The sequence below is a fragment of the Vibrio sp. NH-7 genome, assembly GCF_053643215.1.
Genome location: NZ_CM132188.1, coordinates 992,064 through 1,018,273, shown reverse-complemented (window position 1 = coordinate 1,018,273; position 26,210 = coordinate 992,064). Strand labels below are relative to the sequence as shown.

General features: G+C 43.6%; 31 protein-coding genes. 13 read left to right on the top strand and 18 right to left on the bottom strand.

Annotated features, from left to right (window positions below):
* Positions 1–903: a protein translocase subunit SecF gene (gene secF / locus ACUALS_RS18830; RefSeq protein WP_454449383.1), complete on the top strand. Its 903-nt coding sequence runs from the start codon at positions 1–3 to the stop codon at positions 901–903.
* A gap of 64 nt (positions 904–967) precedes the next feature.
* Here secF and ACUALS_RS18825 read toward each other — a convergent pair whose 3' ends face one another.
* From ACUALS_RS18825 to ACUALS_RS18810, 4 genes are all read right to left on the bottom strand, one after another.
* A complete protein-coding gene (locus ACUALS_RS18825; protein ID WP_454449382.1) occupies positions 968–1,699 on the bottom strand; it encodes a dienelactone hydrolase family protein in 732 nt (243 codons plus the stop codon).
* A 110-nt stretch (positions 1,700–1,809) separates the two neighbouring features.
* On the bottom strand, positions 1,810–2,958 hold the full coding sequence (gene yiaY, locus ACUALS_RS18820; RefSeq protein WP_454449381.1) for an L-threonine dehydrogenase: 1,149 nt from the start codon (positions 2,956–2,958) through the stop codon (positions 1,810–1,812).
* 299 nt (positions 2,959–3,257) lie between these two features.
* Positions 3,258–3,908: an isoprenoid biosynthesis glyoxalase ElbB gene (elbB, locus tag ACUALS_RS18815; protein WP_038214265.1), complete on the bottom strand. Its 651-nt coding sequence runs from the start codon at positions 3,906–3,908 to the stop codon at positions 3,258–3,260.
* Between the two features lie 177 nt (positions 3,909–4,085).
* Entirely contained in the window at positions 4,086–4,217 is a 132-nt protein-coding gene (locus tag ACUALS_RS18810; RefSeq protein ID WP_269410213.1) for a hypothetical protein, read from the bottom strand.
* Positions 4,218–4,461: 244 nt separating this feature from the next.
* Between ACUALS_RS18810 and yjjG the strand changes: the two genes are divergently transcribed.
* From yjjG to phnR, 5 genes are all read left to right on the top strand, one after another.
* A complete protein-coding gene (gene yjjG / locus ACUALS_RS18805; RefSeq protein ID WP_038137294.1) occupies positions 4,462–5,136 on the top strand; it encodes a pyrimidine 5'-nucleotidase in 675 nt (224 codons plus the stop codon).
* A gap of 64 nt (positions 5,137–5,200) precedes the next feature.
* The gene (locus ACUALS_RS18800) at positions 5,201–5,410 is read left to right on the top strand and encodes a cold shock domain-containing protein (RefSeq protein ID WP_454449380.1); all 210 of its coding nucleotides are present in this window, start codon (positions 5,201–5,203) and stop codon (positions 5,408–5,410) included.
* Between the two features lie 271 nt (positions 5,411–5,681).
* Entirely contained in the window at positions 5,682–6,287 is a 606-nt protein-coding gene (locus ACUALS_RS18795; RefSeq protein WP_454449379.1) for a DUF1294 domain-containing protein, read from the top strand.
* A gap of 144 nt (positions 6,288–6,431) precedes the next feature.
* Positions 6,432–6,866, top strand: a complete 435-nt coding sequence (locus tag ACUALS_RS18790) for a GNAT family N-acetyltransferase (protein ID WP_454449378.1) — start codon at positions 6,432–6,434, stop codon at positions 6,864–6,866.
* A gap of 82 nt (positions 6,867–6,948) precedes the next feature.
* A complete protein-coding gene (gene phnR, locus ACUALS_RS18785) occupies positions 6,949–7,647 on the top strand; it encodes a phosphonate utilization transcriptional regulator PhnR (RefSeq protein ID WP_454449377.1) in 699 nt (232 codons plus the stop codon).
* Positions 7,648–7,711: 64 nt separating this feature from the next.
* On the opposite strand, the gene ACUALS_RS18780 is transcribed toward phnR, so the two are convergent.
* Positions 7,712–9,187 (bottom strand): peptide MFS transporter, encoded by a 1,476-nt coding sequence (locus ACUALS_RS18780; RefSeq protein ID WP_454449376.1) that lies wholly within the window; start codon positions 9,185–9,187, stop codon positions 7,712–7,714.
* A 279-nt stretch (positions 9,188–9,466) separates the two neighbouring features.
* Here ACUALS_RS18780 and ACUALS_RS18775 point away from each other — a divergent pair, with 279 nt between their 5' ends.
* A complete protein-coding gene (locus tag ACUALS_RS18775) occupies positions 9,467–10,591 on the top strand; it encodes a M14 family metallopeptidase (RefSeq protein ID WP_039474416.1) in 1,125 nt (374 codons plus the stop codon).
* A gap of 49 nt (positions 10,592–10,640) precedes the next feature.
* Here ACUALS_RS18775 and ACUALS_RS18770 read toward each other — a convergent pair whose 3' ends face one another.
* Positions 10,641–12,011 carry an L-serine ammonia-lyase gene (locus ACUALS_RS18770; protein ID WP_038137276.1) on the bottom strand — a complete coding sequence of 457 codons (1,371 nt, stop codon included), beginning with the start codon at positions 12,009–12,011 and terminating at the stop codon, positions 10,641–10,643.
* Positions 12,012–12,149: 138 nt separating this feature from the next.
* On the opposite strand from ACUALS_RS18770, the gene ACUALS_RS18765 reads away from it, so the two are divergent.
* Complete coding sequence (locus ACUALS_RS18765) at positions 12,150–12,992, top strand: YdcF family protein (protein ID WP_454449375.1); 843 nt, start codon at positions 12,150–12,152, stop codon at positions 12,990–12,992.
* 3 nt (positions 12,993–12,995) lie between these two features.
* Here ACUALS_RS18765 and ACUALS_RS18760 read toward each other — a convergent pair whose 3' ends face one another.
* A complete protein-coding gene (locus ACUALS_RS18760; RefSeq protein WP_005472358.1) occupies positions 12,996–13,256 on the bottom strand; it encodes a putative hemolysin in 261 nt (86 codons plus the stop codon).
* Positions 13,257–13,463: 207 nt separating this feature from the next.
* Here ACUALS_RS18760 and ACUALS_RS18755 point away from each other — a divergent pair, with 207 nt between their 5' ends.
* Positions 13,464–14,396 carry a DHH family phosphoesterase gene (locus tag ACUALS_RS18755; RefSeq protein WP_039480215.1) on the top strand — a complete coding sequence of 311 codons (933 nt, stop codon included), beginning with the start codon at positions 13,464–13,466 and terminating at the stop codon, positions 14,394–14,396.
* Between the two features lie 73 nt (positions 14,397–14,469).
* Here ACUALS_RS18755 and ACUALS_RS18750 read toward each other — a convergent pair whose 3' ends face one another.
* Both ACUALS_RS18750 and ACUALS_RS18745 read right to left on the bottom strand, forming a co-directional pair.
* Positions 14,470–15,486 carry a GGDEF domain-containing protein gene (locus ACUALS_RS18750; RefSeq protein WP_038137267.1) on the bottom strand — a complete coding sequence of 339 codons (1,017 nt, stop codon included), beginning with the start codon at positions 15,484–15,486 and terminating at the stop codon, positions 14,470–14,472.
* Between the two features lie 212 nt (positions 15,487–15,698).
* On the bottom strand, positions 15,699–16,637 hold the full coding sequence (locus tag ACUALS_RS18745; protein WP_005472307.1) for a chemotaxis protein: 939 nt from the start codon (positions 16,635–16,637) through the stop codon (positions 15,699–15,701).
* Positions 16,638–16,835: 198 nt separating this feature from the next.
* Between ACUALS_RS18745 and ACUALS_RS18740 the strand changes: the two genes are divergently transcribed.
* A complete protein-coding gene (locus tag ACUALS_RS18740) occupies positions 16,836–17,069 on the top strand; it encodes a peptidylprolyl isomerase (RefSeq protein WP_454449374.1) in 234 nt (77 codons plus the stop codon).
* 68 nt (positions 17,070–17,137) lie between these two features.
* A complete protein-coding gene (locus ACUALS_RS18735) occupies positions 17,138–18,631 on the top strand; it encodes a recombinase family protein (RefSeq protein ID WP_454449373.1) in 1,494 nt (497 codons plus the stop codon).
* A 28-nt stretch (positions 18,632–18,659) separates the two neighbouring features.
* Here ACUALS_RS18735 and ACUALS_RS18730 read toward each other — a convergent pair whose 3' ends face one another.
* The 8 genes from ACUALS_RS18730 to ACUALS_RS18695 all read right to left on the bottom strand — a co-directional run bounded on the left by ACUALS_RS18730 (position 18,660) and on the right by ACUALS_RS18695 (position 24,772).
* A complete protein-coding gene (locus ACUALS_RS18730) occupies positions 18,660–18,794 on the bottom strand; it encodes a protein rep (RefSeq protein ID WP_219906490.1) in 135 nt (44 codons plus the stop codon).
* Positions 18,794–19,465, bottom strand: coding sequence for a recombinase family protein (locus ACUALS_RS18725; RefSeq protein WP_454449372.1), 672 nt, complete (start codon positions 19,463–19,465; stop codon positions 18,794–18,796). The genes ACUALS_RS18730 and ACUALS_RS18725 overlap by 1 nt, the downstream gene beginning before the upstream one ends.
* A 1,260-nt stretch (positions 19,466–20,725) precedes the next feature.
* Positions 20,726–21,088, bottom strand: a complete 363-nt coding sequence (locus ACUALS_RS18720; RefSeq protein ID WP_454449371.1) for a hypothetical protein — start codon at positions 21,086–21,088, stop codon at positions 20,726–20,728.
* Between the two features lie 549 nt (positions 21,089–21,637).
* A complete protein-coding gene (locus ACUALS_RS18715) occupies positions 21,638–22,333 on the bottom strand; it encodes a hypothetical protein (protein ID WP_454449370.1) in 696 nt (231 codons plus the stop codon).
* A 407-nt stretch (positions 22,334–22,740) separates the two neighbouring features.
* The gene (locus ACUALS_RS18710) at positions 22,741–22,971 is read right to left on the bottom strand and encodes a hypothetical protein (protein WP_454449369.1); all 231 of its coding nucleotides are present in this window, start codon (positions 22,969–22,971) and stop codon (positions 22,741–22,743) included.
* Between the two features lie 224 nt (positions 22,972–23,195).
* On the bottom strand, positions 23,196–23,858 hold the full coding sequence (locus ACUALS_RS18705; protein ID WP_454449368.1) for a hypothetical protein: 663 nt from the start codon (positions 23,856–23,858) through the stop codon (positions 23,196–23,198).
* Positions 23,859–23,971: 113 nt separating this feature from the next.
* Positions 23,972–24,145: a hypothetical protein gene (locus tag ACUALS_RS18700; protein WP_454449367.1), complete on the bottom strand. Its 174-nt coding sequence runs from the start codon at positions 24,143–24,145 to the stop codon at positions 23,972–23,974.
* Positions 24,146–24,349: 204 nt separating this feature from the next.
* Positions 24,350–24,772, bottom strand: a complete 423-nt coding sequence (locus tag ACUALS_RS18695; RefSeq protein ID WP_454449366.1) for a hypothetical protein — start codon at positions 24,770–24,772, stop codon at positions 24,350–24,352.
* A gap of 220 nt (positions 24,773–24,992) precedes the next feature.
* Between ACUALS_RS18695 and ACUALS_RS18690 the strand changes: the two genes are divergently transcribed.
* The gene (locus ACUALS_RS18690; RefSeq protein WP_454449365.1) at positions 24,993–25,460 is read left to right on the top strand and encodes a hypothetical protein; all 468 of its coding nucleotides are present in this window, start codon (positions 24,993–24,995) and stop codon (positions 25,458–25,460) included.
* Positions 25,461–25,498: 38 nt separating this feature from the next.
* On the top strand, positions 25,499–25,777 hold the full coding sequence (locus tag ACUALS_RS18685; RefSeq protein WP_044179973.1) for a peptidylprolyl isomerase: 279 nt from the start codon (positions 25,499–25,501) through the stop codon (positions 25,775–25,777).
* 53 nt (positions 25,778–25,830) lie between these two features.
* On the opposite strand, the gene ACUALS_RS18680 is transcribed toward ACUALS_RS18685, so the two are convergent.
* Positions 25,831–26,208 (bottom strand): MazG nucleotide pyrophosphohydrolase domain-containing protein, encoded by a 378-nt coding sequence (locus ACUALS_RS18680; protein ID WP_454449364.1) that lies wholly within the window; start codon positions 26,206–26,208, stop codon positions 25,831–25,833.
* Between the last annotated feature and the right edge of the window lie 2 nt (positions 26,209–26,210).

Genomic DNA, 26,210 nt, shown 5'->3' with positions numbered 1-26,210 from the left:
ATGGTCGAATTTCTAAAACAAAACATCCGTAAGATTCGTTACGTCACCAGTATTGTGTCTGTCGCCTTGATGATCGTATCGCTTGTCGCATTGGGCGCACGTGGTCTCAATATGGGGTTGGATTTCACAGGCGGCATGGTGACAGAAGTCCAAGTGGACAAGAGCTTAACAAGCAATGATTTGTTGAACACGCTCAAGCCAGAGCTCGGAGAATTTACGTCAGTGACCCACTCTGATGACGCAGGTCGCTGGGTTATCCGCTATCCAATCCCAGAAGCGGGGCAAACTATCCCGGATATCAATCAGGTGCTGAGTAAAGTATCTCATCACGTGTCGGTGGTCAGCAGCAGTATGGTTGGCTCTCAAGTTGGCGATGATCTTGTTGATCAAGGTGGACTTGCGCTGCTTATCTCGATGATGTGTATTTTGGGCTACCTCTGCTTCCGCTTTGAGTGGCGATTAGCGAGTGGTTCACTGTTGGCGTTGATTCATGATGTGGTTTTGGTGTTAGGCTTTTTCGCTGCGACTCAAATGGAGTTCAACTTGACGGTGTTCGCCGCCATACTCGCGATTTTAGGCTACTCACTGAATGACTCGATCATCATCGCTGACCGAATTCGCGAGCTGCTGGTAGCGAAACAGTCAACGCCAACCGAGACCATCAATGACCAAGCGGTTATCGCCACCTTTTCCCGAACTATGGTGACGTCAGGTACGACCTTGATGACGGTCTCTGCATTGTGGTTAATGGGCGGCAATGCGTTGGAAGGGTTCGCTGTGGCGATGTTTATCGGTATTCTTTCGGGTACGTGGTCTTCCATTTCAATTGGTACTGTGCTGCCAGAATGGCTAAAACTGGAGCCAAAACATTATCTTCCGATTGAAGTAGATTCTGCGCCTTAGGTGGGCGTTAAAAAGGGTAAATTGCACTAAGCAAAGGCTAGAGAGCGATCTCTAGCCTTCTTTTTTATTGGGTGTTTTGCTGTAAAAACTCACCAAATCGCTGCCAAGATTTCTTATCCGCATCGGCACGATAGCGATCGCTACCAAACACGGTAAAGGCATGAGGGGCGCCACTGTAAGTGATCATTTCATGGGCGATTTTTTGTGTTTCCAATTCGGTCGCGAGCTGAGCAAATTGCGACATTGGAATCGCTGAGTCCGCAGTACCGTGAAGAACTAAGATAGGGGCGGTAGTTGATTGGTAATTTTGTCCTTCCGGTGTGCTTAAACCGCCATGAAAGGTGACAAAGCCTTTAGCCTTCATCCCCGCGCGAGCAGACTCTAAAACAGCGGCTCCACCGAAGCAGTACCCCATAACAACCACATTATCAGCATTCCCGCCTAAAGACGCCGCATAATCCCAACTGCCTTGCATGAGAGCCCTGAGCTTCTCTCTATCTTTATAGAGTTCGCCAGTGTGTTGTCTTTTGTCTTTTACTTCAGTAGGTCTCACACCTTTACCGAAAAGATCAGCCGCGAATACGTTGTAGCCCATATCGGAAAGCATTTTCGCCCGTTTCATCTCGTAGTCAGTGAGTCCGTCCCAGTCGTGAACAAGCAAAACCAACGGGGCATCATCTCCAGCTTTCATCCAGTAGCCTTCGTAATTGTTGCCATTTACATTGTAAACTTTATTTTCGCCAGCAATGCTTGCCGCGCTGATAAGCGTAAAGAAAAGGAAAATCAGTTGTTTCATCGGTCACCTCCTGTGGTTTCAGAAAGTGTAGTACGGTTTAAAGGAGACGATAGTACAAAAAAACCTCCCCGAAGGGAGGTTGAACTGGAGTAAAGGAAAGAAAGAGTGCGTTACATCGCTGCAGTAAAGATGGCAGAGATTTCTTCGTGAGTCGCTTGTTTAGGGTTAGTAAAGCCACATGCGTCTTTTAGCGCGTTATCTGCAAGTGTTGGGATGTCTTCCGCTTTTGCACCTAGCTCTTTGATACCAGCAGGAATACCCACGTCTTTCGCAAGAGCGACAATTGCATCAATCGCGGCTTCTGCACCTTGCTCAGCGGTCATGCCTTCAACTTCAACACCCATCGCTTTTGCGACATCACGTAGACGTTCTGGGCAAACTTGCGCATTGTAGCGCTGTACGTGAGGCAGAAGAATTGCGTTACAAACGCCGTGTGGAAGGTCGTAGAAGCCACCCAATTGGTGCGCCATTGCGTGAACATAACCCAGTGACGCATTGTTGAATGCCATACCTGCCATGAACTGAGCGTAAGCCATTTGCTCGCGAGCTTCGATGTCATCGCCGTTTTCAACCGCTGTACGTAGGTGGGCTTGAATCAGCTCAATCGCTTTAATCGCAACCGCATCAGTGATTGGTGTCGCAGCAATAGAAACGTACGCTTCCACAGCATGAGTTAGAGCGTCCATACCTGTTGCAGCGGTTAATGACGCTGGTTTTGCAAGCATTAATTCAGGATCGTTTACCGAAATCAATGGTGTTGTGTGTTTGTCTACGATTGCCATCTTAATGTGACGCTCTTCATCTGTGATGATGCAGAAACGCGTCATTTCAGAAGCAGTACCCGCTGTCGTATTGATAGCGATAAGTGGCAGCATTGGTTTTGCTGATTGGTCAACGCCTTCGTAATCTGCGATTTGTCCGCCGTTAGAGGCAACAAGCGCAATGCCTTTCGCACAATCGTGTGGAGAACCACCGCCAAGAGAAATAACAAAATCACATTGATGTTCTTTTAGAAGTGCCAAACCAGCATTAACGTTGCCGATAGTAGGGTTTGGTTGTGTGCCATCAAATACTACAGTCTCAACTGCTCGCTCAGTTAGTAGATCTTGCACCTGTTTTACCACACCGATTTGGTTCAAGATTTTGTCTGTAACGATAAGACCTTTTTTGAAGCCTTGAGATTGAATGCTGTCAGTTGCGTCTTTTAGGCAACCAGCACCCATTAGGTTTACTGTAGGGATGAAAAATGCACTTGTCATTGGATGACTCCATTATTATAGGATTTAAGAGTTGCAGTTAGATTCGCATAAAATTTCACGATGCAGAATTGATCTTGAGCAATTCTCTCACCCAAAAGTGGTAGCTTGAGACTAAAACTGTGATGTAACTCTTGTTGCATATTTATCGTTGATAGTATTGTTAAATTTTTGTGCGTTGACGCAATCGTTTTACCAACAGATTTGCTGTTTTTATCAATAATTACAATTGGTTGTGAATTGAGCGAAAAAACGCCCATTAAGATTGTGACCTTAATGGGCGTTTATAATTTGAAGTGATTTTATGCGATTTCTATTAGTTTACTGACCAGCTTTTCAATCCCAGACGCGGCTTGAGAAATGTTTTCTGCCAACATGTAAGCGGGGGTAGAAAGCACCTTACGCTCTTGGTCATAGACATAGTCATTCACCGCGCATTCAACGTGTTCTCCACCTAATGCGTTGAACGCGACACCCGTTGCTTCATCTGCTCCAATCGTGCCTTTTACTTGGTCTTTATAAATCATCGGTATGATAACGGGAGCAATACATAAATATCCGGCAGGTTTACCTGCGTTGGCAAAGGCGCGACATGCTGAGGCGACATGGGTATTGATACTACACTCTGCACCTTTAACGGCAAAATCGGTTAGGTTTTTCGCGGCTCCAAATCCGCCGGGCAACAAAAGCGCATCAAAGTCGTCGACGTTGAGTTTTGCGACATCTTCGATTTTACCCCGTGCGATGCGCGCAGATTCAACCAGTACGTTTCGGCTTTCGCTCATTTCTTCGCCTGTTTTGTGGTTGATGACATGAAGCTGTTCGATATTTGGAGCAAAGCAATGCCAGCTTGCCCCTTCTTTTTCAATCGCATAAAGCGCCAACACCGCTTCGTGGATTTCCGCTCCGTCAAAGACACCTGAGCCACTGAGTATGACCGCAACTTTTTTCATGGGATTTTCCTTATCTATTTGTCGTCATTAGGCTAGTTGAATTTAGGCGAGTGCGCTAATAACGAGCTCGCAGTTTCATAGATAAGTCGTAGACAGGGCTTGCTTGGGTTTCATAAATGGCAAGCCCGATGAAATGAAGAGTTTAGATGGGGATGATTGTTTACTCGATAAAAGCGGCTATTCATCGCTTGTGGGCGGTTGCTCGACGTCTTCTACAGGGTCAAGTTCATCGTTGTCTCGTTCGTCGTCTGAATAGTATTTAACGACAAAGGGAGTAAGCATTACACTGGATGGAAAAAAACGTTTCATATCAGACTCCAATGGTTTTCTTTCTTAAGCCAATAGTGCATTTTCTGGTTGCGGATGAAATTGCTTTGCGTCACTTGTTGGCTGACTAATCACGTCAATCTTACGTTCTGGGCTATGCATCACATCGTCTTGTTGGGATATGTGGGTGGAGGTGACAGGATCAACAGACCCTAATCACTGCATCCCCTCGTTTCCAACTGGGTTGAAAAGGATTAAACTGGTTGCTTAACGTTAGGAGAGACAAATGAAGTACGATTGGATTCTGTTCGATGCCGATGAAACCTTATTCCACTTTGATGCGTTTAAGGGAATGCAATTGATGTTTTCTCGCAAAGGGGTTGATTTTACAGAGCAAGACTTTGCGCACTATCAAACGGTTAACAAGCCTCTATGGGTTGACTACCAAGATGGAAAGATTACCGCGGATGAGCTAAAACATACCCGCTTTAACGAGTGGGCAAACAAACTGGGTACGACGACCAGCGAGCTAAACAGCGCATTTCTTGATGCAATGGCCGATATTTGTACCATGCTACCGGGCGCGCAAGAATTGATTGAATCTCTACACGGTAAAGCAAGGCTTGGCATCATCACGAATGGATTTACCGAACTCCAGGCTATTCGTCTTGAGCGTACGGGGATGACGCACTATTTCGATCACGTGATCATCTCTGAAGAGGTCGGAGTCGCTAAACCTGATGTGGGTATCTTCCAGTATGCGCATGAGAAAATAGGCTCACCATGCAAATCAAAAATACTCATGGTGGGTGACAACCCTCACTCAGACATTCTGGGCGGGATCAATTTTGGCATTGAGACGTGCTGGTTAAACCATTCTGGAGCAGCCAATATTCCGGGGATTGGACCAAACTATCAGGTTGAATCGCTGCACGAGTTAAAAAGTATTCTACTTGCGTGATGCCTAGTGATCGTTCTTTTCTTTTGCTCAGTACAAGGGGTAAGAACGAAAAAGGGATTTAACGATGGCGATGGTAGGTAGAGTTGTAAACTGGGACTCAAAACATGGGATTGGCCTCATTAGAGCAGATATGTCAGATGAGACGCTGTTCTTTCATGTTCGTGACATGGATTTAGGGGCTCAACCACCTTACATTTCTGAACGCGTCGCCTTCGACGCTGAGCGCGATATGAACGGGTGCGCAATGGCTTTGCACATCATGCCTGTTCGATAATCTCCCTACTATTTATAGGTCGTCAAGGCGCTATCTACGGCGCCTTTGTTCATTAAGCGAGATAATAGTTTGTCCTCTTCAACCGTCTTTTACACGGCTCTATCTGTCTATTGATTGTTATATAACTATCTCGTTATGAAACTGTGACGGCTACTATGCCTATTGTTTCTTACTTGTCTATATTTAACGCGCATACATATAAATCAATTAAACGTTACGTTAGGCAACAGTGCTGCATGGTGATGCGTGTGGCGCGATAGGGTAAATGACAATGGCTATTCAAGGAACGATCAGTGAGTGGAATCATCACAAGGGATACGGCTATATTTCAGTTGATGATCAAGAGGCACAAGTAAGGTTTGACTTATTTGATTTTGAAGCATTCGGGCACCCGCCTAGGCTAAGAGACAGAGTACAGTTTCGTCTCGCCGAAGATGAGCAAGGAGCCTTAAAAGCGGTTCATGTTGAGCGGCAATTTGTCTTCAGTTTTCCGTTGGCTGTCGCGATTTGGTTTGTTTCGACCATGGTTGCGAGCGTGTTTTTACTTAACTTCCCACCTGTTGTTCTTGTTGGTGCGATTGCCCTCTCAACGGTCACCTACCTAATCTATTCCGTCGATAAACAAGCGCAGCACACCGGTGGCAGCCAAGTACCGGATATGGTCTTCTATTTACTTAACCTGTTTGGTGGCTGGCCTGGTGCTCTGCTTGCTCAGTCGATCTTGCACCACAAATACACCAATGTGGAGTTTCGCTTTCTGTTTTGGGCATCGATAACGCTCAACATCGGCTTTTATTGTTGGACGCTGACCTATGAAGGGAGCATGGCTCTAGCAAGCATAATCAGCCAACTCCAAGTCTATATTGCGTCTTTCTGATCTGAAAGCGGCCTTATGTTAGGGCCGCTTTTTCCCTCGTCTCAATACTTTTCCCTCGTCTCAATAGTAGATGCGTTGCTCTTTCCCTTTACATCTTCCCTAACCTGTAGCAAAACTAGGGGCGAATTAAGGAAGGAGGATGCGTTGGATATACGTCTTATTTCTGCTGAAGAAACCTTGCCAATTCGGCATGCTGTGCTGTGGCCGACCAAAAGTATTAATTTTTGCCGCGTGAGCGATGACGATAAAGGTCTTCACTATGGTGCTTATCGACACGGCGAGTTGGTGTCAGTGGCTTCAATTTTTACGTCGGGTAAGGTGAGTCGGTTACGAAAGTTTGCAACTCGCTCCGAGTTTCAAGGGCAAGGTATCGGTAAAGCGATGTTGACTCGCATAATTTCCGATCTTAAAGCGAGTGGTGTTGAGCACTTTTGGTGCGACGCGCGCATCAGTGCTACTGGCATCTACGCGAAGTTTGGCTTACAACCTGAAGGGGAGTGCTTCTACAAAGGTGATGTCGCCTACACAAAGATGGCCGTCTCTTGGTTAGGTGAGCCACTTAAATCCACTTGCACGTGAAGCAACTTCCTGCCACTCATTGCTCTATTTTGCGTGTATAATTGCTTGCCAAACAAAGTAATGGTTAACCAAAGGGCAGACTGTGCAATACGTAAAAATTAAAGACGCGATTGTTGAGCAAATCGAAACCGGAATGCTCGCAGCAGGCGAGAAGCTACCGTCAGAGAGAAAACTCGCGGAAGCGTTTGATACGACGCGCGTTACTTTGCGTGAAGCCTTGTCATTACTAGAATCAGAAGGGCGCATTTATCGTGAGGATCGTAGAGGTTGGTTTATCTCTCGGCCGACGTTAAAGCTCGAACCTTCAGTATCGATTAGTTTTCGAGAACTTACGAACCAGCAAAACCGTCAAGGTAAAACTCAAGTTCTTGTGTCGAAATCGACGTTAGCGAACAAGTACGCGTCAGCACTAATGGCACTAGCGCCGTTTTCTGATATCTATCAGATTGAACGGGTACGCTACCTAGAAGGGCGACCTGTTTGCTATGTCGTGCATTACGTTCAGCCTACAATTGTCCCAAACCTGCTTGAAGTGGATTTTTCAATGTCGTTGACTCAGGTTTATCGCGAAACCTACGGTCTCTCTTATGGAAAGACGCAGCAACGCATTACGACCACAGGCCTGCAAGGTGACATTGCCCATGCTCTAAACGCGACGGTAGGGACACCAGCACTGATGATTGAGTGTACTAACTACGATGAGCAGGGAAGGATAGTGGATACATCAATTGAGTATTGGCGTCATGATGCGGTCAGTATAGAGAGTACGATTACCCGCTGAGTGGTCGTCGATGAAGGTTGATAAGCCCCTGATTGATTCAGGGGCTTATTGGTTTTAGCGCAGATTACTGCTCTGCTTCAACGAGTTCTGGTTGTTGCTCTGCACGTGCGACGATAAGCATCTTACGAATCACGAATGAACAGATCAGAGCGATCGCGACCATCACAACAGCTAAAACAGTAAGTAGTTGGAAGTAATCGCCATAGACGTTTTGAACGATTTCTTGGGTGATCTCTTGCCCCTTCTCTAGCGCAATAGACGTAGAGAAAACTGCACCGACAATACCACTCAACGCCATTGCTACCGAAAACAGCGACACTGAGAAGCCTTCGATGTGTTTTGGCGCAACAGACAGAATAAACGCAACAACTAAGCTACCTACAATCACCTCTGCAAACGCTTGGAAGAAGTGAATGGCTAGGAACACTTCAGGGCGAATGATCACATCTTCGCCAATGTTCATGACGGCCATCGTTAAAATACCAAACGCGATAGCTGTGAAGATGAACGCAAAACCGATCTTAGTGGCGGTAGAAAAAGTGATGCCTTTTTTCTCAAGGCTTGAGAAGGTCATTGAGATAACCGGACCCGCAACAATACACCACAATGGGTTCATTGCCATCGAGGCTTCTGGAGCAATCGGAATAATATTGAACAGATCACCGCGCATAGTGTTTATCGTTACCATGGTCATTGAGGTCATCATTTGGCCATAGTAAACAAAGAAACAGGTCGTCAGCACCGTCATGATTAGGATTGTGCCCATTTTCAACGCGTCGGATTTGCCAGACTTAAACATCAGCGAGATGAAATACAAAATCGCGGCTGCGCCGATAGCGTAGACAATGTTTTGGCCAACATCCATGTTCGAGAACATGAAGAATACTAAGCCAACCATTGCTGCTGAAAGGCCAAGAAAGGCAATCCAGTTTTTGGTGCTCACCGGTTTTTGGTCGATGTCGGCGGCAACGTTCACTAGCTGCTTATTGAAGATGATGAGTACCGCAAACGCAAATGCAGCCATTACAGCAGATAGGGTGAAACTGCCGTGGAAGCCGATCACCAAGACAAACATTGGGAACAGGTATTGCCCCAGCAGCGCACCAACGTTGTTTACGGAATAGTTGACGGGGTAGCCGTTTTCAAAGTCTTCTTCTGAAGCAAAGGTACGTTTGTAAAGACTTGGGTAAGAAGGAGACATCAAACCTCGAGCGTAGCTTGCCAATGCAATGCCTACCAAGGCCAGCGGAACATTAGTTGCTGACGCACCAAGGACAAGCAAGGTGTATCCGGTCGCAAATGTGCCATAAGCAATCGTCAACGAACGGTATGCGCCAAGGAATTTATCTGCTATAAAACCGCCCGCGATGGCGAACAGTGGACCTATCGACGAAAACGCACCAACTACCATCATTGTATCTGCCTCGCTGTATCCTAAATCCTCTAGGAAAAAGCGAGTTAGAATCACCATGACACCGTAGAATGATAAGCCAAACATAGCTTGGCAGAACATCATTGATTTGTTCAATTTATTCCACATAATATTCTCTTTTGATTGGTATAACACAGAGTTAACAACTGCAATGTTACAATTCCGTGGTATGTTATAAATTGAAACAATTATCGCAGAAAACCCTATTGATGCACGATTTTTTGTCTATTTCGCATAAATTTTTATAATGAAATTGATCCAAATCGTTTGCGTTGGATATTTGTTATTCAATTGGGCTGGTTAACAGCATGGGAATTCGATGTTTTGTTGATGAGCTTTGTGGTAGCCTGCCCGTGTTGACCTCAAATGTAAAAGGAACGTAACTTTATGAAGATCTTCAGCAACTTCGATAGTGGTAGCATCGAAATCGTTAGCCTAGAGAATAAGGAAGACATTCAACTTAAAATTCCTAATGACAACCAGTCTGAGTTTTATCAGTGGTTCCATTTTCGTTTAGAAACGGAAGCTGAGCAAAAACACACCATCAAATTGCTTGACTTAAAAGGCTCGGCTTACCCTGAAGGATGGCAAGGTTACGATGTTGTCGCATCTTATGATCGAGAAGAGTGGTTTAGAGTTCCTGCTGAGTTTGATGGTGATACCCTCACGTTCTCAATCTACCCAGAGCGCGGCTCACTTTATTTTGCTTACTTTGCCCCATACAGCTATGACCGTCACTTAGATTTACTGCATATGGCGCAAAGTGCGCACCATTGCCAGTTGGAAACGCTGGGTCAAACCCTTGATGGCAATGACATGAGCTTGCTTACCTTTGGTGAACCAGAAGAAGGTAAGAAAAAGATTTGGTTGATTGCTCGTCAACATCCAGGCGAGACGATGGCTGAATGGTTTATGGAAGGGCTAGTACAGCGTTTACTGGATGAAGATGACACGACAGCGCGCGCATTGCTTGAAAAAGCCGTTCTTTACGTGGTTCCAAACATGAACCCAGATGGCGCGATTCGAGGCCATCTTCGTTGCAATGCAATTGGCGTGAACTTGAATCGTGAATGGCAAACGCCGTCAATGGAGCGCAGCCCTGAGGTATTCTTAGTGCGCGAGAAGATGCTCGAAACAGGCGTTGATATGTTCCTAGATATTCATGGTGATGAGGCGATCCCTTATAACTTTGTTGCGGGATCTGAAGGCATTCCATCTTACGATGAGCGTCTAGCGGGCTTAGAATCGGCATTTAAACACGCATTGCACGCCGTGACACCCGAGTTTCAAGATGAGCACGGTTACGACAAAGATGAGCCGGGCAAAGCAAACTTGACGGTGGGCTCAAACTGGGTGGGGGAGCAGTTTAAGTGTCTCTCTTACACGGTAGAGATGCCATTTAAAGATAACAACGATTATCCGGACCCACTGTATGGCTGGTCACCAGAGCGAAGCATTAAGTTTGGTCATGATACTTTAGCTGCAGTTTGGGCGGTATCGGATAAAATCTAACGTCGAAATGATAAGGAAAACCCAGCGATGTCGCTGGGTTTTTTAATCATTATTCGCAAGGCGGAGCCATATGGATGACGGCCAGTCCTCCTAATGATGTTTCCCTGTATTTGCGGTTCATGTCTTTGCCGGTTTGATACATGGTAGCGATGACTTTGTCGAGCGAGATAAGACACTTACTGGTGCGCTTGAGCGCCATACGAGAGGCATTGATCGCTTTCATTGCGCCCATGGCGTTACGTTCAATACATGGGACTTGGACTAACCCGCCGATTGGATCGCAGGTCATGCCTAATGAATGCTCCATCGCGATCTCAGCCGCTATACAAATTTGCTCGTTACTTCCTCCGCGCAGTGCAGTAAGCCCTGCTGCTGCCATCGAAGATGAGACGCCAACTTCACCCTGACAGCCTACTTCTGCGCCTGAAATAGACGCATTGGTTTTATACAAAATACCTATAGCACCTGCGACGGCGATAAAGTCCTTAATCTGCTTCAAATCGAGCTCTTTGATAAAGCGGTGGTAATACATCAGCACAGCCGGAATTACCCCAGCCGCACCATTGGTCGGAGAGGTGACAACTTGACCGCCCGCGGCATTTTCCTCACTGACGGCAAACGCGAACAGATTGATCCAATCCATGATTTCCATCGGATCGTTTTCAATCGCGGCATTGGCTTCGAGTTTTTTAAGTAGGTTAGGCGCGCGTCGGGTCACATTCAGTCCGCCTTCTAGAATCCCTTCGGTTTCGAATCCGCGCTGCATACACAAGGACATCACTTTCCAGATCTGCTCTGCTTTGCGGTCAATCTCTTCTTCTGACCAAAAACTTTGCTCATTTCGCAAAATCATCCCTCCTAAGCTGAGACCGTTTTGCTCGGCCTGATTGAGCATTTCATCGGCGCTCGAGAAGGGGTAGCGAACCTCTACGTCGTCTTGCTGCTTTCCATTTTGCATCTCATCGGCGGTGGCGATAAACCCTCCACCAATGGAATAGTAGGTTTCGGTGAACAATTGCGCGCCAAGTGCATCATAGGCAGTGATCGACATACCATTTTCGTGGAGTGGTAAGTTATCACTATGAAACAAAATATCACTTTCATAGCTAAAACTGATGGTATGGGCTGACGCAAGCGACAGCTTACCGCCCTCAATGGCTTGCGAAAGTGCCGTTTTTGCGCTGGTCATTTTGATGGTGTCAGGTTTATTGCCAAGCAATCCCAGAATGACCGCACGGTCGGTGTGGTGTCCTTTGCCTGTGAGAGACAATGAACCAAATAAGTCGACCTGAACACGGTGAGTTTTCGTGATCGAGTGAGCGAGTTGTCTGGTAAAGTGGTAACCTGCGAGCATCGGCCCATTTGTGTGTGAGCTTGAAGGGCCTACACCCACTTTAAAGATATCGAAAATCGACAGCATAAACTTGATTCCTGTATAGAGAATTGCTGACTGAACCTGTTAATCAGGCTTTTTAATAATAGTTAACATAATTTTAACTTGGTAAGTTACCGACAAAATTTAGTTTTGTACAGACACAGTTTAAATAGAGGTTAATAAGTGATAACTCGGCAAAGCAAGAGCATTCATAGTGTGATCATTGTCCTTGGTAAAAGATTGGTATGTAATCAGTTGACTTTAGAAGGACAAAGCCGAGTCGATTATCTCGCCGATTACTTACAGCGCTTCGATTTGGCGCAAACGGCATTGATTTTTTGTGGTGGAGTAACGAGCGGGCAAACGGATGCAGAGGCCAAAGCAATGTACACGCGATTTGAGCAACTCAAGATAGATGCAAAGCCTGCTTTAGTGGTGCTCGAGCCTGATTCAACGAACACGGTAGAAAACGTTGAGAACGCCGCACTGAAGATGATTAATTCGAATAGATTCAACATTGACGAGTGCTTAAACGTCTTTTTCGTGAGCAATGATTATCACCTAGAGCGAATTTTCCAAATCCAAACATTGATGGATGAGCAGGGGCTACTAAAGGTGTTGCGTGAACGCTGTCTAAAGGCAGGGTTATGTTTAAATATTTCGCCAGATCTGTTTAAGCACGGCTTAGTGCCATATCCTCATAAGAATGATGCCGGAACGCGGTTTCTGGCGATTGATGAACTCACGGTTTACAGAGTCTACTTAGAGGGGGTAGTGCAGGGCGCGTTTGAACGTTCGTTAGCAGAAGTAAGAGCCGAGCCTTATTGCATTGCGAAACGTGCACTCGAAAAGCTGACACAATCACTCGAATGCAAGCATGACCTAGCGCTGGTCAACGAACTATCTAAAATTGTGGAGTCGACGACCGAGCAATGCCCAGTGGAAACTGTACGCACTCAACTTGCTCGGTTTCATCAAATATTGATGGGTTTGAATCGAAAGTACGACCCTGAGAGCGCTCAATAGAGACTATGAATCGCTCTCATTAGTGTGGTTGTTGCGATAATACTCCCACTGTTCGACGCGATCCTTGTTTGGAAGTAGACAGTAGGTCACGCGTTGATCATTTTCACTGACGGTTTCTAGCTCTCCGCCTTGTTGAACGCAATACACTGCTGCTGGATTCGCCAACGACGTGTACTCTTTTACTTCATATTCATCAGGTTCACTTGCACAACCAGCCAGCAATAACGAACCTGCGATTGCGCATAAGAGTGGTGTTTTATTCATTCTAATTCTCCAATGGGAACAACAACTCGATTTGGAGTATAGGATAAGCGTGAAAAAACATTGTCTTAAGTTTGTTAAAACAAAGACTAATACTAAAATAATAAGAGACCGATCATACTTACCGATTGTTTTATTGATGAATGATTAGTACTGGTTATGGTAGGGTAATCAGTATAACTAAACGTGTATTAGCATAGGACGTGCAAGATGTCGGAGCAAAAATATCGACTTGTAACCCGCAGTGATTTTGATGGCCTCGTTTGTGCCGTGTTACTCAAACAACTAAACCTTATTGATGACATTAAGTTTGTCCACCCGAAAGACATGCAAGATGGTGTTGTCGAGATTACTTCTAGAGATATTGTCACCAACCTTCCTTATGTGGCGGATGCGCATCTTGTATTTGACCACCACCTTTCAGAGACGATTCGCAATGAGGGCGATCGTGAGAATCATATCATCGATCCGAATGCGCCATCAGCTGCACGCGTAGTTTGGGAGCATTATGGTGGTGAAGCGACGTTCCCATCTCAATGGCTTGATATGATGGAAGCGGTGGATAAGGGGGATTCAGCGCAGTTCACCCGTGATGAAGTATTGGATTCTGACGGTTGGAACTTGCTGAACTTCTTGATGGATGCACGCACTGGGTTGGGGCGTTTCCGTAACTTCCGCATTTCGAACTACAACTTAATGATGGATTTGATTGAGTACTGCAAAAACCACACAATCGATGAAATCCTTCAGCTTGATGACGTCAAAGAACGTATCGATTTATACCGAGAGCATGAAGTGTTGTTCAAAGACCAGATTCAACGTTGTGCAACGGTTCATGGCAATCTGGTACTGCTCGATTTAACTAACGAAGAAACCATTTATGCGGGCAACCGTTTTATGATTTATGCGTTGTTCCCTCAATGCAACATCTCTATTCACAAGATGTGGGGTTTCCAAAAGCAGAACACCGTATTTGCAACCGGAAAATCCATTTTTGACCGTAGTTCTAAAACCAACGTTGGGGAACTGATGCTCAAGTACGGTGGTGGTGGTCACAAAGCTGCGGGAACCTGTCAAATTGATAATGACAAAGCAGAGCAAGTACAGCAGGAGCTTATTGCAACCATTACTGCTGATGGCTAATAAGCGATTGCAATAGATTTAAAAAAAACAAAGCCCTAGCATTTTGTGCTAGGGCTTTTTAGTTGGGTAGCAATTACAATGGCATGACTCTATTTCTGCCGAGTTGTTTGGCCTCATAGAGCAGTTTGTCTGCTCGTTCAATCAATGAGTCTGCGCTTTCGTTTTCCTCAAGCTCAGCCACACCAAATGACGCTGTAATGTTTGCGACCAAACTTCCCGAACGTTTGTCTTTAATCGACAGTTTTTCAATAGAACGACGCAAGCTATCAGCGTACTGGCGAGCAATTCGTAACTGTTTGTTTGGTACGATTAGGGCAAACTCTTCTCCACCAAAACGATAAGCATGAACGCCATCACGTGCGTTGATATGGAGTCGTTTGGCAATTCCTTTGATGACCGCATCACCAAATAGGTGACCATAGTTGTCGTTGTAGCTCTTGAAGTGATCAATATCTGCCAATACTAGGCAGATTTTTTGTCCTGTTTGGCAGAGCGTTTTAATATCGTTGTCGAAAGAACGGCGGTTGTACAAGCTGGTCAGGCTGTCAAACAGCGCGTCTTGTTGAACTTCAGCGAGCTCAGTTTTTAGGCGCTGGATTTCTTCACTCGCTGATTCCAACTGGTTGTTTAAAAACTTGGTGGAGTGGCGAATTTCTTTCGATTCGTCGACAAGCTGGCGCACAACCGTCATCACTTCTTCCAACGACATGTTGTCGTCTTTTACTTTCTCTAAACTAGAGAAGCTCTTGTCTATCATGCTTGAGAATGTGGAAGTGTCGGCGAGTGTATCGGTAACTGATGAAGCAACTTGGCCAACCAACAGTTCGATATTTGCTCGAAGATCGCTGATGTTGGTTTCTGCGCGTGAGGCAACGTAGTTTTTATACAACTGCTCTCCCGAAGCTGGTGGACAGACACCATAGCTTTCCAGCACAGTGTCGAGCTCCCTATTAAGCTGCGGGATCGCGTTATCAACGTAGGTGTACCATAGCGCATAGTTTGCAGGTGTGGCCGCTACGTGATTTTTCATCATTAGAGGGACGGCTTTTTTTAAATTTGCCGTCGATCTTTTGTAATCGTCGTCGGTCATTCGTTATTAGGATCTTAATGTACTTACCAATTAACTTAAGATTAGCGGATTTGCTAACGAGATGCTTGAGTTAATATCAATTAAATACGAATTATTGATGATTATTATGTGCTTAAGCGATTAATTGAACAATTAAGTAGCAATTATTCATACTAAGCCTAAAGTTTAGGCATGTAACCGGTGACTCAGTATCGTTTTGAGTCTGATTTAAGCTAAACATCCACTTCTATTCGCTCTGTAATATTCGTGCCTTCTTCAAGTTTACTTGCTCCCCTCAACATTGCTTTGATTAGGTCACCAGCGTTGAACTTTTCGAGTGCTTCATGGGCACCGACTTGCTGCGCACGGTCTACACATATCTCACTCGATAAGGAGGTATGCAAAATGATGTAGGCGTTGCTCAATCGACTGTCACTTTGAGTTTCAAAAGCGAGCTCATAGCCGTCTAGACCGGGCATCTCGATGTCACTCACTAGTAAGTCAATGGGCGTATTGTTATCGGCTTGCTCTCGCATCGCTTGTAAGGCATCGAGCCCATTATTTCGAATCTGATAGGGGATGTTGATGCTGTCTAATGCATCAGAGAGTTGTTTACGAGCAATGGACGAATCGTCAACCAAGAGAATGTTCAGTGCCTTGAGCTTTTCCCGTTCGATGTCGGTCAGCATTGGGATGTTTGTAGATTCGTATTGCGGATAAATCTTGGATAGCAGCAATTCCACATCAAGCATTTGAACAATTTTGTCTTGGAAGCGAGTAATGCCCGTTACAAACACATTGTTGCCCGCGGAACGAGGCGCCGATTCGATCGCTTTCCAGTCACACTCGATAATTTTCTCTATCGAACGCACCATAAAGGCGACAACCGTTCTTAAGCAGTCTGTCACGATCAAGTAGCAAGAGTCGTACTCTTCTGGCTGGATTGGTCTAAAGCCAATCGCGGCCGGCATGTTGATTACGGGTATGGTCATATTTCGTATCGTCACCGTACCCACGACGTGATGATGCGAATAGGGAATCTGCGTGGTGGGCATGAAGGGTACGATTTCGCGAACTTTTAGGGTTCCGATAGCAAACAGCTGTTGCTTTGCTGTTAACGTAAACATCAACATGCCTTGCGATTGATTAGCTTTGCTTGCGATTTTTGCCATGGTGTATCCAACTGCACATAAACTTAAGGGTTATTTTTATAGTAACGAAATTAGCGTGTTGTTCAATTAGGATAGTCCAAATCTACCGTTAATAGCCTAGATAATCGTCAGTCAATATCGATTAGATCAATTGCTGGGATGAACAATGAGGGTGTTTCGGCTACAATCCGGTCAAATTTAGGTTTCGAGGTTTACACTATGGCAAACACCGCAGCTGCTCTGCACATTTTGGTTAAGCATAAAGAGCAGGCAGAAGACATTATTAAACAGCTCAAGAAAGGGGCGAAATTCCAAACGTTAGCGAAGAAATATTCGACGTGCCCTTCGGGTAAAAAGGGCGGTGATTTAGGTGAATTTCGCCGTGGTCAAATGGTGCCTCAGTTTGAAAAGGTAGTACGTGTTATAACTCCTTTAAAAACGGTAATCAGCTAGATTTTTGCATTTAATGCGTCCTGAGAATGTATTAATATATGAAGTAGATATTGATATAGGAGTTTCGGATGACATTACCATGCTACATATACAGTCGAGTTAGCTTGGAGGTTCAAGTCGAGAAAACAGGTCTTGAACGCCAGAAATCTATGGCTCTTGATTGGCTATCAAAGCGTCCTGAGTATCATTTCAAAGAATCGATTATTGATGATGGTCGTTCTGCATATAAAGGTCATAATCTATCTTCAGGTGCTCTAGGGGAGTTCATTAAGCGATGTGAGTATGGGGAGATACCAGAAAACTCCTTGCTACTGGTTGAAGCAATAGACCGAATTTCAAGACGTTCTGTTGATGAGCAACGTGAACTCTGGCAAAAGCTGAAACATCTTAGGATCAACATTGCTGTAGCTAAATTTGGTGACAAAGTATTCAAGTGGAATGATACATACGAATTAGGGATCGATATACACCTAACGGTGATGATGGATCTGGCTCACCAAGAGTCAAAGCAAAAAGCTGAACGTATCCGTTCAGCACATGCCCGTAATTTTGGTGTCACTAAATCTAAAATGTGCCCTTATTGGCTGAAATTGAATGCCGATAAATCTGAGTACGAAGTGATTGAAGAAAAAGCTGAAGTTGTTCGTAAAGTATTTCAGATGAAACTTGATGGCATGGGGGCAGATTCGATAGTTCGTTCGTTAAGAAAACAGGGAATTAAAACTTCATCTGGTCGCTGGTTTAACGTTGGAACAGTTCGTAAGTATCTCAAAAATGAACGAGTAATGGGGTGGTTAAGGAAATCAACAGTTGTCTATACCGACGATGGTAGGACTGAAAGACACCCAACAAATCAAGTCATTAAGGACTACTATCCTGCAATAATTTCAGAAGAAGATTTTAATGCAGTTCAGATGTCCTTTAAGAAAATGACTTCGGGTAAACGCAGTAAGATAGCAAACCCACTTAGAGGGCTTATGGAATGCCCGAAGTGTGGTCGAGTTATGACACTCAGTAACAAATGGCTGCGTTGCCGTGGTCGAGCGAGTTTCAAAGATTGTGACCACACTTACTTGATAGCAGAACCGATATTTGATGCTTTCAATAAGTATATGAGGAAGATTATCTCAGTTGGTATGAAAGGTGGGGGTGTTAACTTACGTGATATTGACTCGAAAAAGCACGAAATCGAGCAACTTAGTGATGAACGAAACAATATCATAGCATCACTTCGTTATCTTCCTGATGAAGCAAGTCGTCAGGATGCGGGTCGAGAGATTGAGCATGTTAATGATAAAATTGCTAGTGCCAATTTGCAGTTACAAGAACTTCAAAATAAAAAGGTTAGCGATGAAGTAGACCTTAATTTCGATCTCAATAGTGAAGCTGGCAAGTTCAAAGTAAATGCAATTCTATGCTCGGTACTCGATAAGGTGGTACTAGACGATTTGCATTGTCGAATTTTCTTCAAAAACGGCAACAATATCAAAATTAGTTATGTCTTGATGAAAGGCTTGGCGGAGAGTGAAGATCGAATGAAAAACGGAGAGCCTTGGGAGTAATTGATGCCTCTCCGTTTATCTGTAGTGCTTACTCATCAGGGTAGTAATCGTCTTCATCGAAGAGTTTTTCACCACAAGTCTGACAGTTAGGTTCAATTTCTGGTGGCATGAAGATCAAACAATGGCAATGAGGGCAAGTATCGCCTATTTCTAGATTTTTCATTAGTTGGCCTCCAAACGGGTTAAAATGTTCCTTACACCCGCAGCAGTCCAGTCTTTACCTCGCTGAGTTTTGAACCCTTGAATATTCAACGCATCAGCAATACCTCTTAGCGAGATACCTGCTTCTCGTAGAGGGACGATAATCGCTCGAATCTTTTCAGCAAATTCATCAGCCTTACTTTTCATTACAGCGCCAGCCTTGCGACCCATTTCGACTAACTCTTGAACAGAAGTCGGGCGACCGAGCTTAGTACCTCTTTCTTTCGCTGACTGTAGGGCTGCTTTAGTACGTTGCTTAATGAAGTCTCGTTCTTGTTCAGCTAGAGCAGCATATAGATGAAGTTGGAATTTATCGGCAAATGGTAAGCAAGCCACTTTCAAATCGACGGTCTTAATCAGACGAGCTATTTCTTCAACGTCACGTGATACACGATCAAGCTTTGAAACCAGTAAGATAGCTCTTTCTTTTTCAGCTAATTTCATAGCTTTCTGATAGCTAGGACGGGAAGCGTTAGCTCCTGACTCGACATCAGTAAATTCACCAATTATCGAGTAATTTTCAGCATAGCTATTGAGGAACAAGCCGATATCACGCTGTTGGGCTTCAAGACCTAAACCTGATTCACCTTGCTTTTTGGTAGAGACTCGGTAGTAAACGACATACTTTTGCATTTTTACATTCCTATCGGACGTTTGGTTATTTATACGGATTAGGAGCAAGTATGATGTGACTGGGTTGTGTGTAAATCATTGTTTCTAATGAATAATGCTTAATTTTAGATTGGTGTTTATCTGGCTTGGTGCTAAGTTGGAGGGGCTGTAAGTCTCGAGATCTTTGACATCGCAGATTCATTAAGTGGAGATATAGATACCCTTGTATGATCTTTACATGTGCAGGGTAAGTTGACTGTACTGGATGTTTCCCATGCAAGGGCTTTGACGGTTATGTGAGAGGTCTATTTTTCGAGCGTAGCATGATAGCTTGCACAGTGCTGCTCCTTACAGGAGGTCTATTGTTGTGTGGTTTATCTGTTATGTAGTGAAGCCGATACATGTAACCGCCTTGGACGAGCTATCAGGAGTCTGATTTATCAACGGATCATGCTACCTTGAATTGACACTGCTCCTTACAGGAATACGTTGTGTGCAGAGCCTGTATTGTCAGAGAAAAAGACCAACAGTTTGTTTATGGGTAGTAATCTCTGTGTCAAACAGTATGATTGTAATACGAGGAACGAATATCCAGTGCATGTGACAATCAGTCTGGTACATGGCTGTGATGGATGAGTCTGTCACACTGGGAATCAGGTCTAGAATCTTGGTCTGGCTATTGTTTCTAGCTACACACATAACAGTTCTCTTTACTGTGTCGAGTACTTCACTAGTCCTCAAGTCCGTCTGTAACGGAGTTCTTCCGTCTTTTTCCTCACCAGAAATATTTAGCAGATTATTCAATGTGTTTTGTCTGATTGCAGATACCGCTTATCAGATGTTTATTGAGTGTTAATTACTTCAGTATTTATCTATACAGTGACATTTAATTCAGAGATACCAGAGCTTAGGGTGTAAGGATCTTTAGAGAGGAATTATGCTCTATATGCTTGAATAGGAATATCGACGTTATTTGATTCTCTAGGGGATGCTGGAATGTCTGAGTGGCAGAGAGATGTATGTTAGGAGAAAACTGTGTGATACCGTCTGCTTCAATCACCTACTAACGAGTGTCTAACGGTTGTAGGAGTTGGAGCATAACGGAATCACTTGAAAGCCTAAATCATGTCTGTCAAAAATCGCCAAAATTCTGCACAGCGTAAAAATCTCGCTACTAGGGATATAGATCGATCTGCATGTATTAAATAGGGAGTAGGGGCAAACGATAGCAGATGGAGTGGAGAGTGATAGCCTACTCGAAAGCAGGCTATCAATAGATCATCAAAGCAATGATCTGTATTCGTTCTCAATACTGATTAAAACTTCGACCAGCTCATCAGCAGTACGTTTATCTAAGAAATCGTAATCAGTCAGAGTAATACCTAGATTACTTTTTCCTTTAAGATTTAGATTAGATAATGCTTTGCATAAGATCTGATTTTTAGGTGCGTTCCTAGTGAATGCAATTCGTGGTGAGTTACCAACACGAGCAGCAAACTTACTATCGGCGATTCTGATGCTTACATCAGAGCAAAACTGTTTAGGAAGAGTAAAAACTCGCCCTTCACACTCAAGCCCTAGAGCAACGAGATCATTTCGATAATCAGAAGTAGTTTTAATAGTTTTCAGTTCGATTGTTGACATAAAGTATCCTCCGGTAATAACCACAGCCACGAAATATGACTGCTTGGAGGATTTGTGTATTATATGGAATGGCATTCTATATGTCAAAGTGGATATCTAACCAGTAAATAAAATGCCCCAACCATAATTGGTCAGGGCATTTAGTTTATGTTTGACGTTTGAGTTCTTCTTCAGGATAAACATAGTCTTGCTTAGTGCCTATGTTTGCAATAGCTCTTCGATAGCGACTGACTTTCAAGTTTCGATTCCTCAACGATTTGATATGGTCAGGCTCTTGATTCACTTTGCTTATGCGTTTTATGTGGTCTTCAAGCATAAGAAAACCAACTTACTGTGCCAGAATTGCAAGTATGGATATGCTGATAATTAATGCAGCAAGCATGTATGAGCAGATGTTTTCTTTAAATTTCATATTGATTCAACCTATGTAGATGGTGGGGATGGTTTGATGCAGGAGGATGACACTAGTGTTGCTTGTGAAAACGGTTAGTATTTGACTTGCAGAATGGTACACCCAAGAGAAATGCAAGGGCTCTTGGGTTTATCTATTTATATGGAGTAAGACGGTGAGTAATCTACTGTAATACGACCATTTTCATCGTATTTTATCGGCAGTAGTGCTAAAGCGTTCTTTTTCGATAGTTCAGATGAATGCTCATTGATATCCCAGTAAGCTGATGTTGGGTCACTAGGTACAGGTTGTTTGGCCATAAGCGCTCGAATATTCTGATATCTAATGCTTTTTAGTCCAGAATCAAGTCCATCACGGCACATTAGGTACAGTCTACCAACAGTTACGTTTATCCTTTTTCTGAAAGCTATGTTGATTGAATAAGCAGGATATGAATATCGCTTTCCATCAGATAAGATAAATGGCTGCTTGTACTTGCGGGAACTTGGAGACCAAAGTTGATAGGTTTCCATGTTAAATTTGTATCGTTGGCTACCATGCGACCTTATTTCTACCCAAGGGTATTCGGTTGGGGGTTCAGGAACTCGATCAGCCCTTTTATCTGCGATATTCTTGGCTACCTCTCGATGAATATCTTTAATTAGCTGCATAGCCCCATGCAGGTTGTATTTATAAATGAAGTTCTTAACCTTACTCTCAGAAATATTGTGACCTAGTTCAGTGGTCAATATCCTTGATAGCTTGGATTGGCTTCCACCACTTTCATATAAGCAGTGAGTGATTCTATCGGGATCGATAAATCGGGTGATCTTGCAATAGCCTTTGCTTGGCATAATTTGTTTCTCCATTTCAGAAGTACACACCAAATATTCGCACACACCTAAACACCCAAATTAGAAACAGTTTGGTGTCAGATGATGTGCACTTTTGGAATGTTTTGGGATTTATTGAAGAGCTTGCGATTGCTCGTAGAAATGGAACGATTTGTTCCGTTTGAGTGGAGTATACCTATGGACTCCATATTTGAGTTGTAAGTTATTGATTTATAATGAGTTGAAAATTGCTATTTTCCTGCCAGCATTACTTACAGCTATTTTCGAGTAAGAACTTGCATTTCAACTGAAGAGAAGCGAGTAAGATGAAGAGCTTTCATGAAGTTGAATTTATCCGATAGCTCATGAGCAACTAACATAGCAACTTCAGTGACATGCTTGTTATGGATTCTGATTCGGAATCTACCTTAATACTTGATGAACTCGAACAGAGCATATTTTAATTGTTCAGTATCATTGATAGTCCAGTTGTATAGTGAAGATGCAGAAACAACAGCGAGTCTTTTACGTCGTCGTGAATCAACAACAGTGTTATAGATTGCTTCTAGTAAATTGACTGGATTATTAAAGTCATCTTTGATGCGATAACATTTTTGACGGACATAATCCCATTTTTCGAGTGAGAGTGAATCTGACATAGTGGTTCTCTTTGATGTGGGAGAGAGTGAGACTGATAGGATATTTACGTGAGTCCAGCCCGTTTACGGGTGGACGGAACGTCTTATAGCGTCCCAGTCGGTCGCACGTAGCAATAGCGAAGTGCCGACTGGGTTAACACCTTAGTGTTAAAGCCCAAAATATTCCCCTACAAAGGGGGTACTTTTATATTAAATATTACCTATTAAGTATTTAAGATTCAGAATCACTCGTATAGGTCTTCACGGTAGTCACTAAATATTAGGTCAGGAGCTTTTTGTCCTTTGGCTAACTTTTTAGTTAACAAGCTGTGATCAGCAGTTTCGAAGAAATAGTTTTTACTAAATCTGCCAATACTTACTGTGCATCCTAGTACACAGATATCAGTATCTTTTTCTCTCAGCATTACGATAGTGACAAATGCATTGGTCATTAGTTGGGTATGTAAAGGATTGCCTTTATTACCAGAGCAGGTCGGAATACCTGATTGTTCAGAAACAACCTCGAAAGAGCCAGAGTTTGATTCAATAAAACTTTCGACTTTATTCCGGTGCCATAAGTAATAAGGGATGTCGTTTCTTCGCCCAGTTTTATAAACTTTCTTAAGTTGTCGAGCGAATGCCTTTGCCGTTTCTTTTTGTGCATAGGTAGTGATTGAATCAAGCTGAGGCATAGGCTTTCTATCTTCGTCAATGGTAAGCTGGATTTTAACTTTCGAGTTCAGCCTGTTTTTGTACAGTGCTCCCGATATGTAAGTAAACGAATCTTGCTCTACACGTGAAGTATCAAGCCTTTCCCAATACGGAAATGAACCATCTTTGCGATTAAAATACTTTACGAATTCAATAGGGCGTTGGTCGTCTTGAATGCCTTCAGGTTTGATAAGCATTGATTTACTCCTTTTCAATAAATACAGGACGTTCACCGCTTAAAAGGTACGGTTGCCCTAGTGACAAGTGTTTGAACCTGTATGAGATGATTTGAGGCTAAATACAGGGAGTATTAGCCGTTGGAAGTGGTTCGAGCATTGCGGTAGTTGAGGATAAACTCTCGACGGATAGCGATTAACTTATGCTTGGAGATATTACTGCGTAGGTTCAGTTTCGTGCGTTGCCTACGCCAAGCAGATTTCTCAGCCTCGTTAAGTGTCCCAACAACCATATCCATTGCAGCCATAATGATGCTCCTTGGAAATGTTTAATGTTAGTTGCGGAGGGTCTTCCCTCCCTTATAGGGCGTGTAATCGGCAAGCCTTATGTCACGGGGAACACAGGAAACAGGGGAAATATGGTGAGGCGACCCTTTGGTCGAGCTAAAAAGAAAGCCCCAGATACCATGAGGCGTCTGGGGCTTTCTCTCTCAACCCAATAGGGTTGGCCATTAATCTTCAAATTCCATCTGTTCTACAAGGTCAGGACAAAGAAACTCAACATAGTCAACATTGTATTCTTGCGTATACCACAAAGAATACTCATGAGAGTCGAGCAACCAACTTTGATCTATTAATTCAAAGTCTTCTGTATTGCCAAGAACTAAGTATTCTCGAAAATATTCAGCCTCACCACTGTATTCACGACACTCAGGTGAATCGTATGACAAAACTAAGGTGTTTGTCTGACGATTTGCGTAAATCGTAGATGCACCATCAGCATTGTGATGATCGGTAAAGACCATCTCCCAATTTTCACTATCGAAAGGATAGATTTCCTCGCTAACGATATAAACGTTAGTGATCGGTAACGATGAGCCAGTGATGTTGAACTCTTCAAGTACAGCTAGAAGTTTAGATTTAGTTGATAACATAGTTTACTCCTCAGGTTTTAGATTCCCACCAAGACCAGAATCAGCCTCGATGTTCAGCAGTGTGCTGAGGAGATGTGTGCAATATAACGTCCCGAGAACGCAAAGTCAATAATGGGTTCTTAGGACGTAAAGATTAGGTCTGATAACTGACTTTACAGTAGGTGATGTAAGTGACTAATACATATCTAGAATGCTAAAATGGCTATAGAAGGAGTTTGCTATGGCAAAAATTAGTGCAGAACAACGAGCTGCAAACAAAGCTCAGTTTGATGAAGTAATAGTTGAGATGTTTTGGGAAAGTGGTTGGGATTCGATAACACTTAACAACGTGAGTGACCGACTAGGTATTCGTAAGTCTACTGTTCAGAATTACTACCCAAACAAGAAAGATTTTGGAGAGGCTCTGAAAGGAAAAGTCCTACCTGTGGTACTTGATTGCCTCGATTTAACCAATTCAGAAGAATTTAAGATCTCGTGGGAGATCGCTATGAAAACAGACCAGCGCTTTCGTAGGGTTGTTCATTTATTAGTATCTAACGCTACATCAGAGGCTACATCAGCACTTACTGTTGGTGGAGTGGTTCGTTTGAGGCATTTACTGGCTGATAAATGGGCAAGTGATAAGGTTGCAAACGATACAATTAACTGGGTCTTGGGGTTGTCAGTAGTTAAGCTGGCGGAAAGCTAGTATCATCTCCAACAATTTAGATTTTAGAGAAGCACACTATGGCACAAACAGCCCATGCACTTCACATCTTAGTGAAGCACAAAGAACAAGCTGAAGAGATAATGAAGCAGCTTAAACAAGGTAAGAAGTTCGCTGACCTTGCACGTAAGCACTCTACATGCCCATCAGGCAAAAAGGGTGGAGATTTAGGAGAGTTTCGTAAAGGGCAGATGGTTCCGCAATTTGATCGAGCGGTCTTTCAAGGTGAAACGATTACTCCTCAATTAGTGAAAACCAAGTTCGGTTGGCACATTGTAAAGACTCTTTGGCGCACATAACTGAATAAGTACTCCTTTACCTATGTACCAACCAATCCGAGACGGTTGGTACTTTAAACTTTTTGTGACTCAAATAAGTGCTCTTGCGCTAAAAGTTCTTTTTGGCGTTCTTTCACCTCACTCCAACTTCCACCAGTATTAATCGCATTTAGGCGTTCACTGTATTTTTGTTGAGCACGTTTGAAGACTCGTTCAGCATTGATTTCAATTTCTGACTCTAGGTTTTTCAAAAGACACAGATATACCCAAAGAATATCTCCTAACTCGTCTTCCAAGTAACAATTTCTACCACTATCCATTTCGGTTTTAACTTCTTCAAGCTCGTCAAACATGGCTTGGAAATAGGTAATACTACCTTTTGACCATGTGCCTTTTTTGTCTCTTTCGATTTTCTTTTCGGCGAGTTCAAGTAATTGTTTAAAGGAATTCATTC

Coding starts and splice junctions, on each gene's coding strand:
- secF (WP_454449383.1), top strand. CDS start 1: ATGGTCGAATTTCTAAAACAAAACATCCGTAAGATTCGTTACGTCACC.
- ACUALS_RS18825 (WP_454449382.1), bottom strand. CDS start 1,699: ATGAAACAACTGATTTTCCTTTTCTTTACGCTTATCAGCGCGGCAAGC.
- yiaY (WP_454449381.1), bottom strand. CDS start 2,958: ATGACAAGTGCATTTTTCATCCCTACAGTAAACCTAATGGGTGCTGGT.
- elbB (WP_038214265.1), bottom strand. CDS start 3,908: ATGAAAAAAGTTGCGGTCATACTCAGTGGCTCAGGTGTCTTTGACGGA.
- ACUALS_RS18810 (WP_269410213.1), bottom strand. CDS start 4,217: ATGAAACGTTTTTTTCCATCCAGTGTAATGCTTACTCCCTTTGTCGTT.
- yjjG (WP_038137294.1), top strand. CDS start 4,462: ATGAAGTACGATTGGATTCTGTTCGATGCCGATGAAACCTTATTCCAC.
- ACUALS_RS18800 (WP_454449380.1), top strand. CDS start 5,201: ATGGCGATGGTAGGTAGAGTTGTAAACTGGGACTCAAAACATGGGATT.
- ACUALS_RS18795 (WP_454449379.1), top strand. CDS start 5,682: ATGGCTATTCAAGGAACGATCAGTGAGTGGAATCATCACAAGGGATAC.
- ACUALS_RS18780 (WP_454449376.1), bottom strand. CDS start 9,187: ATGTGGAATAAATTGAACAAATCAATGATGTTCTGCCAAGCTATGTTT.
- ACUALS_RS18775 (WP_039474416.1), top strand. CDS start 9,467: ATGAAGATCTTCAGCAACTTCGATAGTGGTAGCATCGAAATCGTTAGC.
- ACUALS_RS18770 (WP_038137276.1), bottom strand. CDS start 12,011: ATGCTGTCGATTTTCGATATCTTTAAAGTGGGTGTAGGCCCTTCAAGC.
- ACUALS_RS18760 (WP_005472358.1), bottom strand. CDS start 13,256: ATGAATAAAACACCACTCTTATGCGCAATCGCAGGTTCGTTATTGCTG.
- ACUALS_RS18755 (WP_039480215.1), top strand. CDS start 13,464: ATGTCGGAGCAAAAATATCGACTTGTAACCCGCAGTGATTTTGATGGC.
- ACUALS_RS18750 (WP_038137267.1), bottom strand. CDS start 15,486: ATGACCGACGACGATTACAAAAGATCGACGGCAAATTTAAAAAAAGCC.
- ACUALS_RS18745 (WP_005472307.1), bottom strand. CDS start 16,637: ATGGCAAAAATCGCAAGCAAAGCTAATCAATCGCAAGGCATGTTGATG.
- ACUALS_RS18740 (WP_454449374.1), top strand. CDS start 16,836: ATGGCAAACACCGCAGCTGCTCTGCACATTTTGGTTAAGCATAAAGAG.
- ACUALS_RS18735 (WP_454449373.1), top strand. CDS start 17,138: ATGACATTACCATGCTACATATACAGTCGAGTTAGCTTGGAGGTTCAA.
- ACUALS_RS18730 (WP_219906490.1), bottom strand. CDS start 18,794: ATGAAAAATCTAGAAATAGGCGATACTTGCCCTCATTGCCATTGTTTG.
- ACUALS_RS18725 (WP_454449372.1), bottom strand. CDS start 19,465: ATGCAAAAGTATGTCGTTTACTACCGAGTCTCTACCAAAAAGCAAGGT.
- ACUALS_RS18720 (WP_454449371.1), bottom strand. CDS start 21,088: ATGTCAACAATCGAACTGAAAACTATTAAAACTACTTCTGATTATCGA.
- ACUALS_RS18715 (WP_454449370.1), bottom strand. CDS start 22,333: ATGCCAAGCAAAGGCTATTGCAAGATCACCCGATTTATCGATCCCGAT.
- ACUALS_RS18710 (WP_454449369.1), bottom strand. CDS start 22,971: ATGTCAGATTCACTCTCACTCGAAAAATGGGATTATGTCCGTCAAAAA.
- ACUALS_RS18705 (WP_454449368.1), bottom strand. CDS start 23,858: ATGCTTATCAAACCTGAAGGCATTCAAGACGACCAACGCCCTATTGAA.
- ACUALS_RS18700 (WP_454449367.1), bottom strand. CDS start 24,145: ATGGCTGCAATGGATATGGTTGTTGGGACACTTAACGAGGCTGAGAAA.
- ACUALS_RS18695 (WP_454449366.1), bottom strand. CDS start 24,772: ATGTTATCAACTAAATCTAAACTTCTAGCTGTACTTGAAGAGTTCAAC.
- ACUALS_RS18690 (WP_454449365.1), top strand. CDS start 24,993: ATGGCAAAAATTAGTGCAGAACAACGAGCTGCAAACAAAGCTCAGTTT.
- ACUALS_RS18685 (WP_044179973.1), top strand. CDS start 25,499: ATGGCACAAACAGCCCATGCACTTCACATCTTAGTGAAGCACAAAGAA.
- ACUALS_RS18680 (WP_454449364.1), bottom strand. CDS start 26,208: ATGAATTCCTTTAAACAATTACTTGAACTCGCCGAAAAGAAAATCGAA.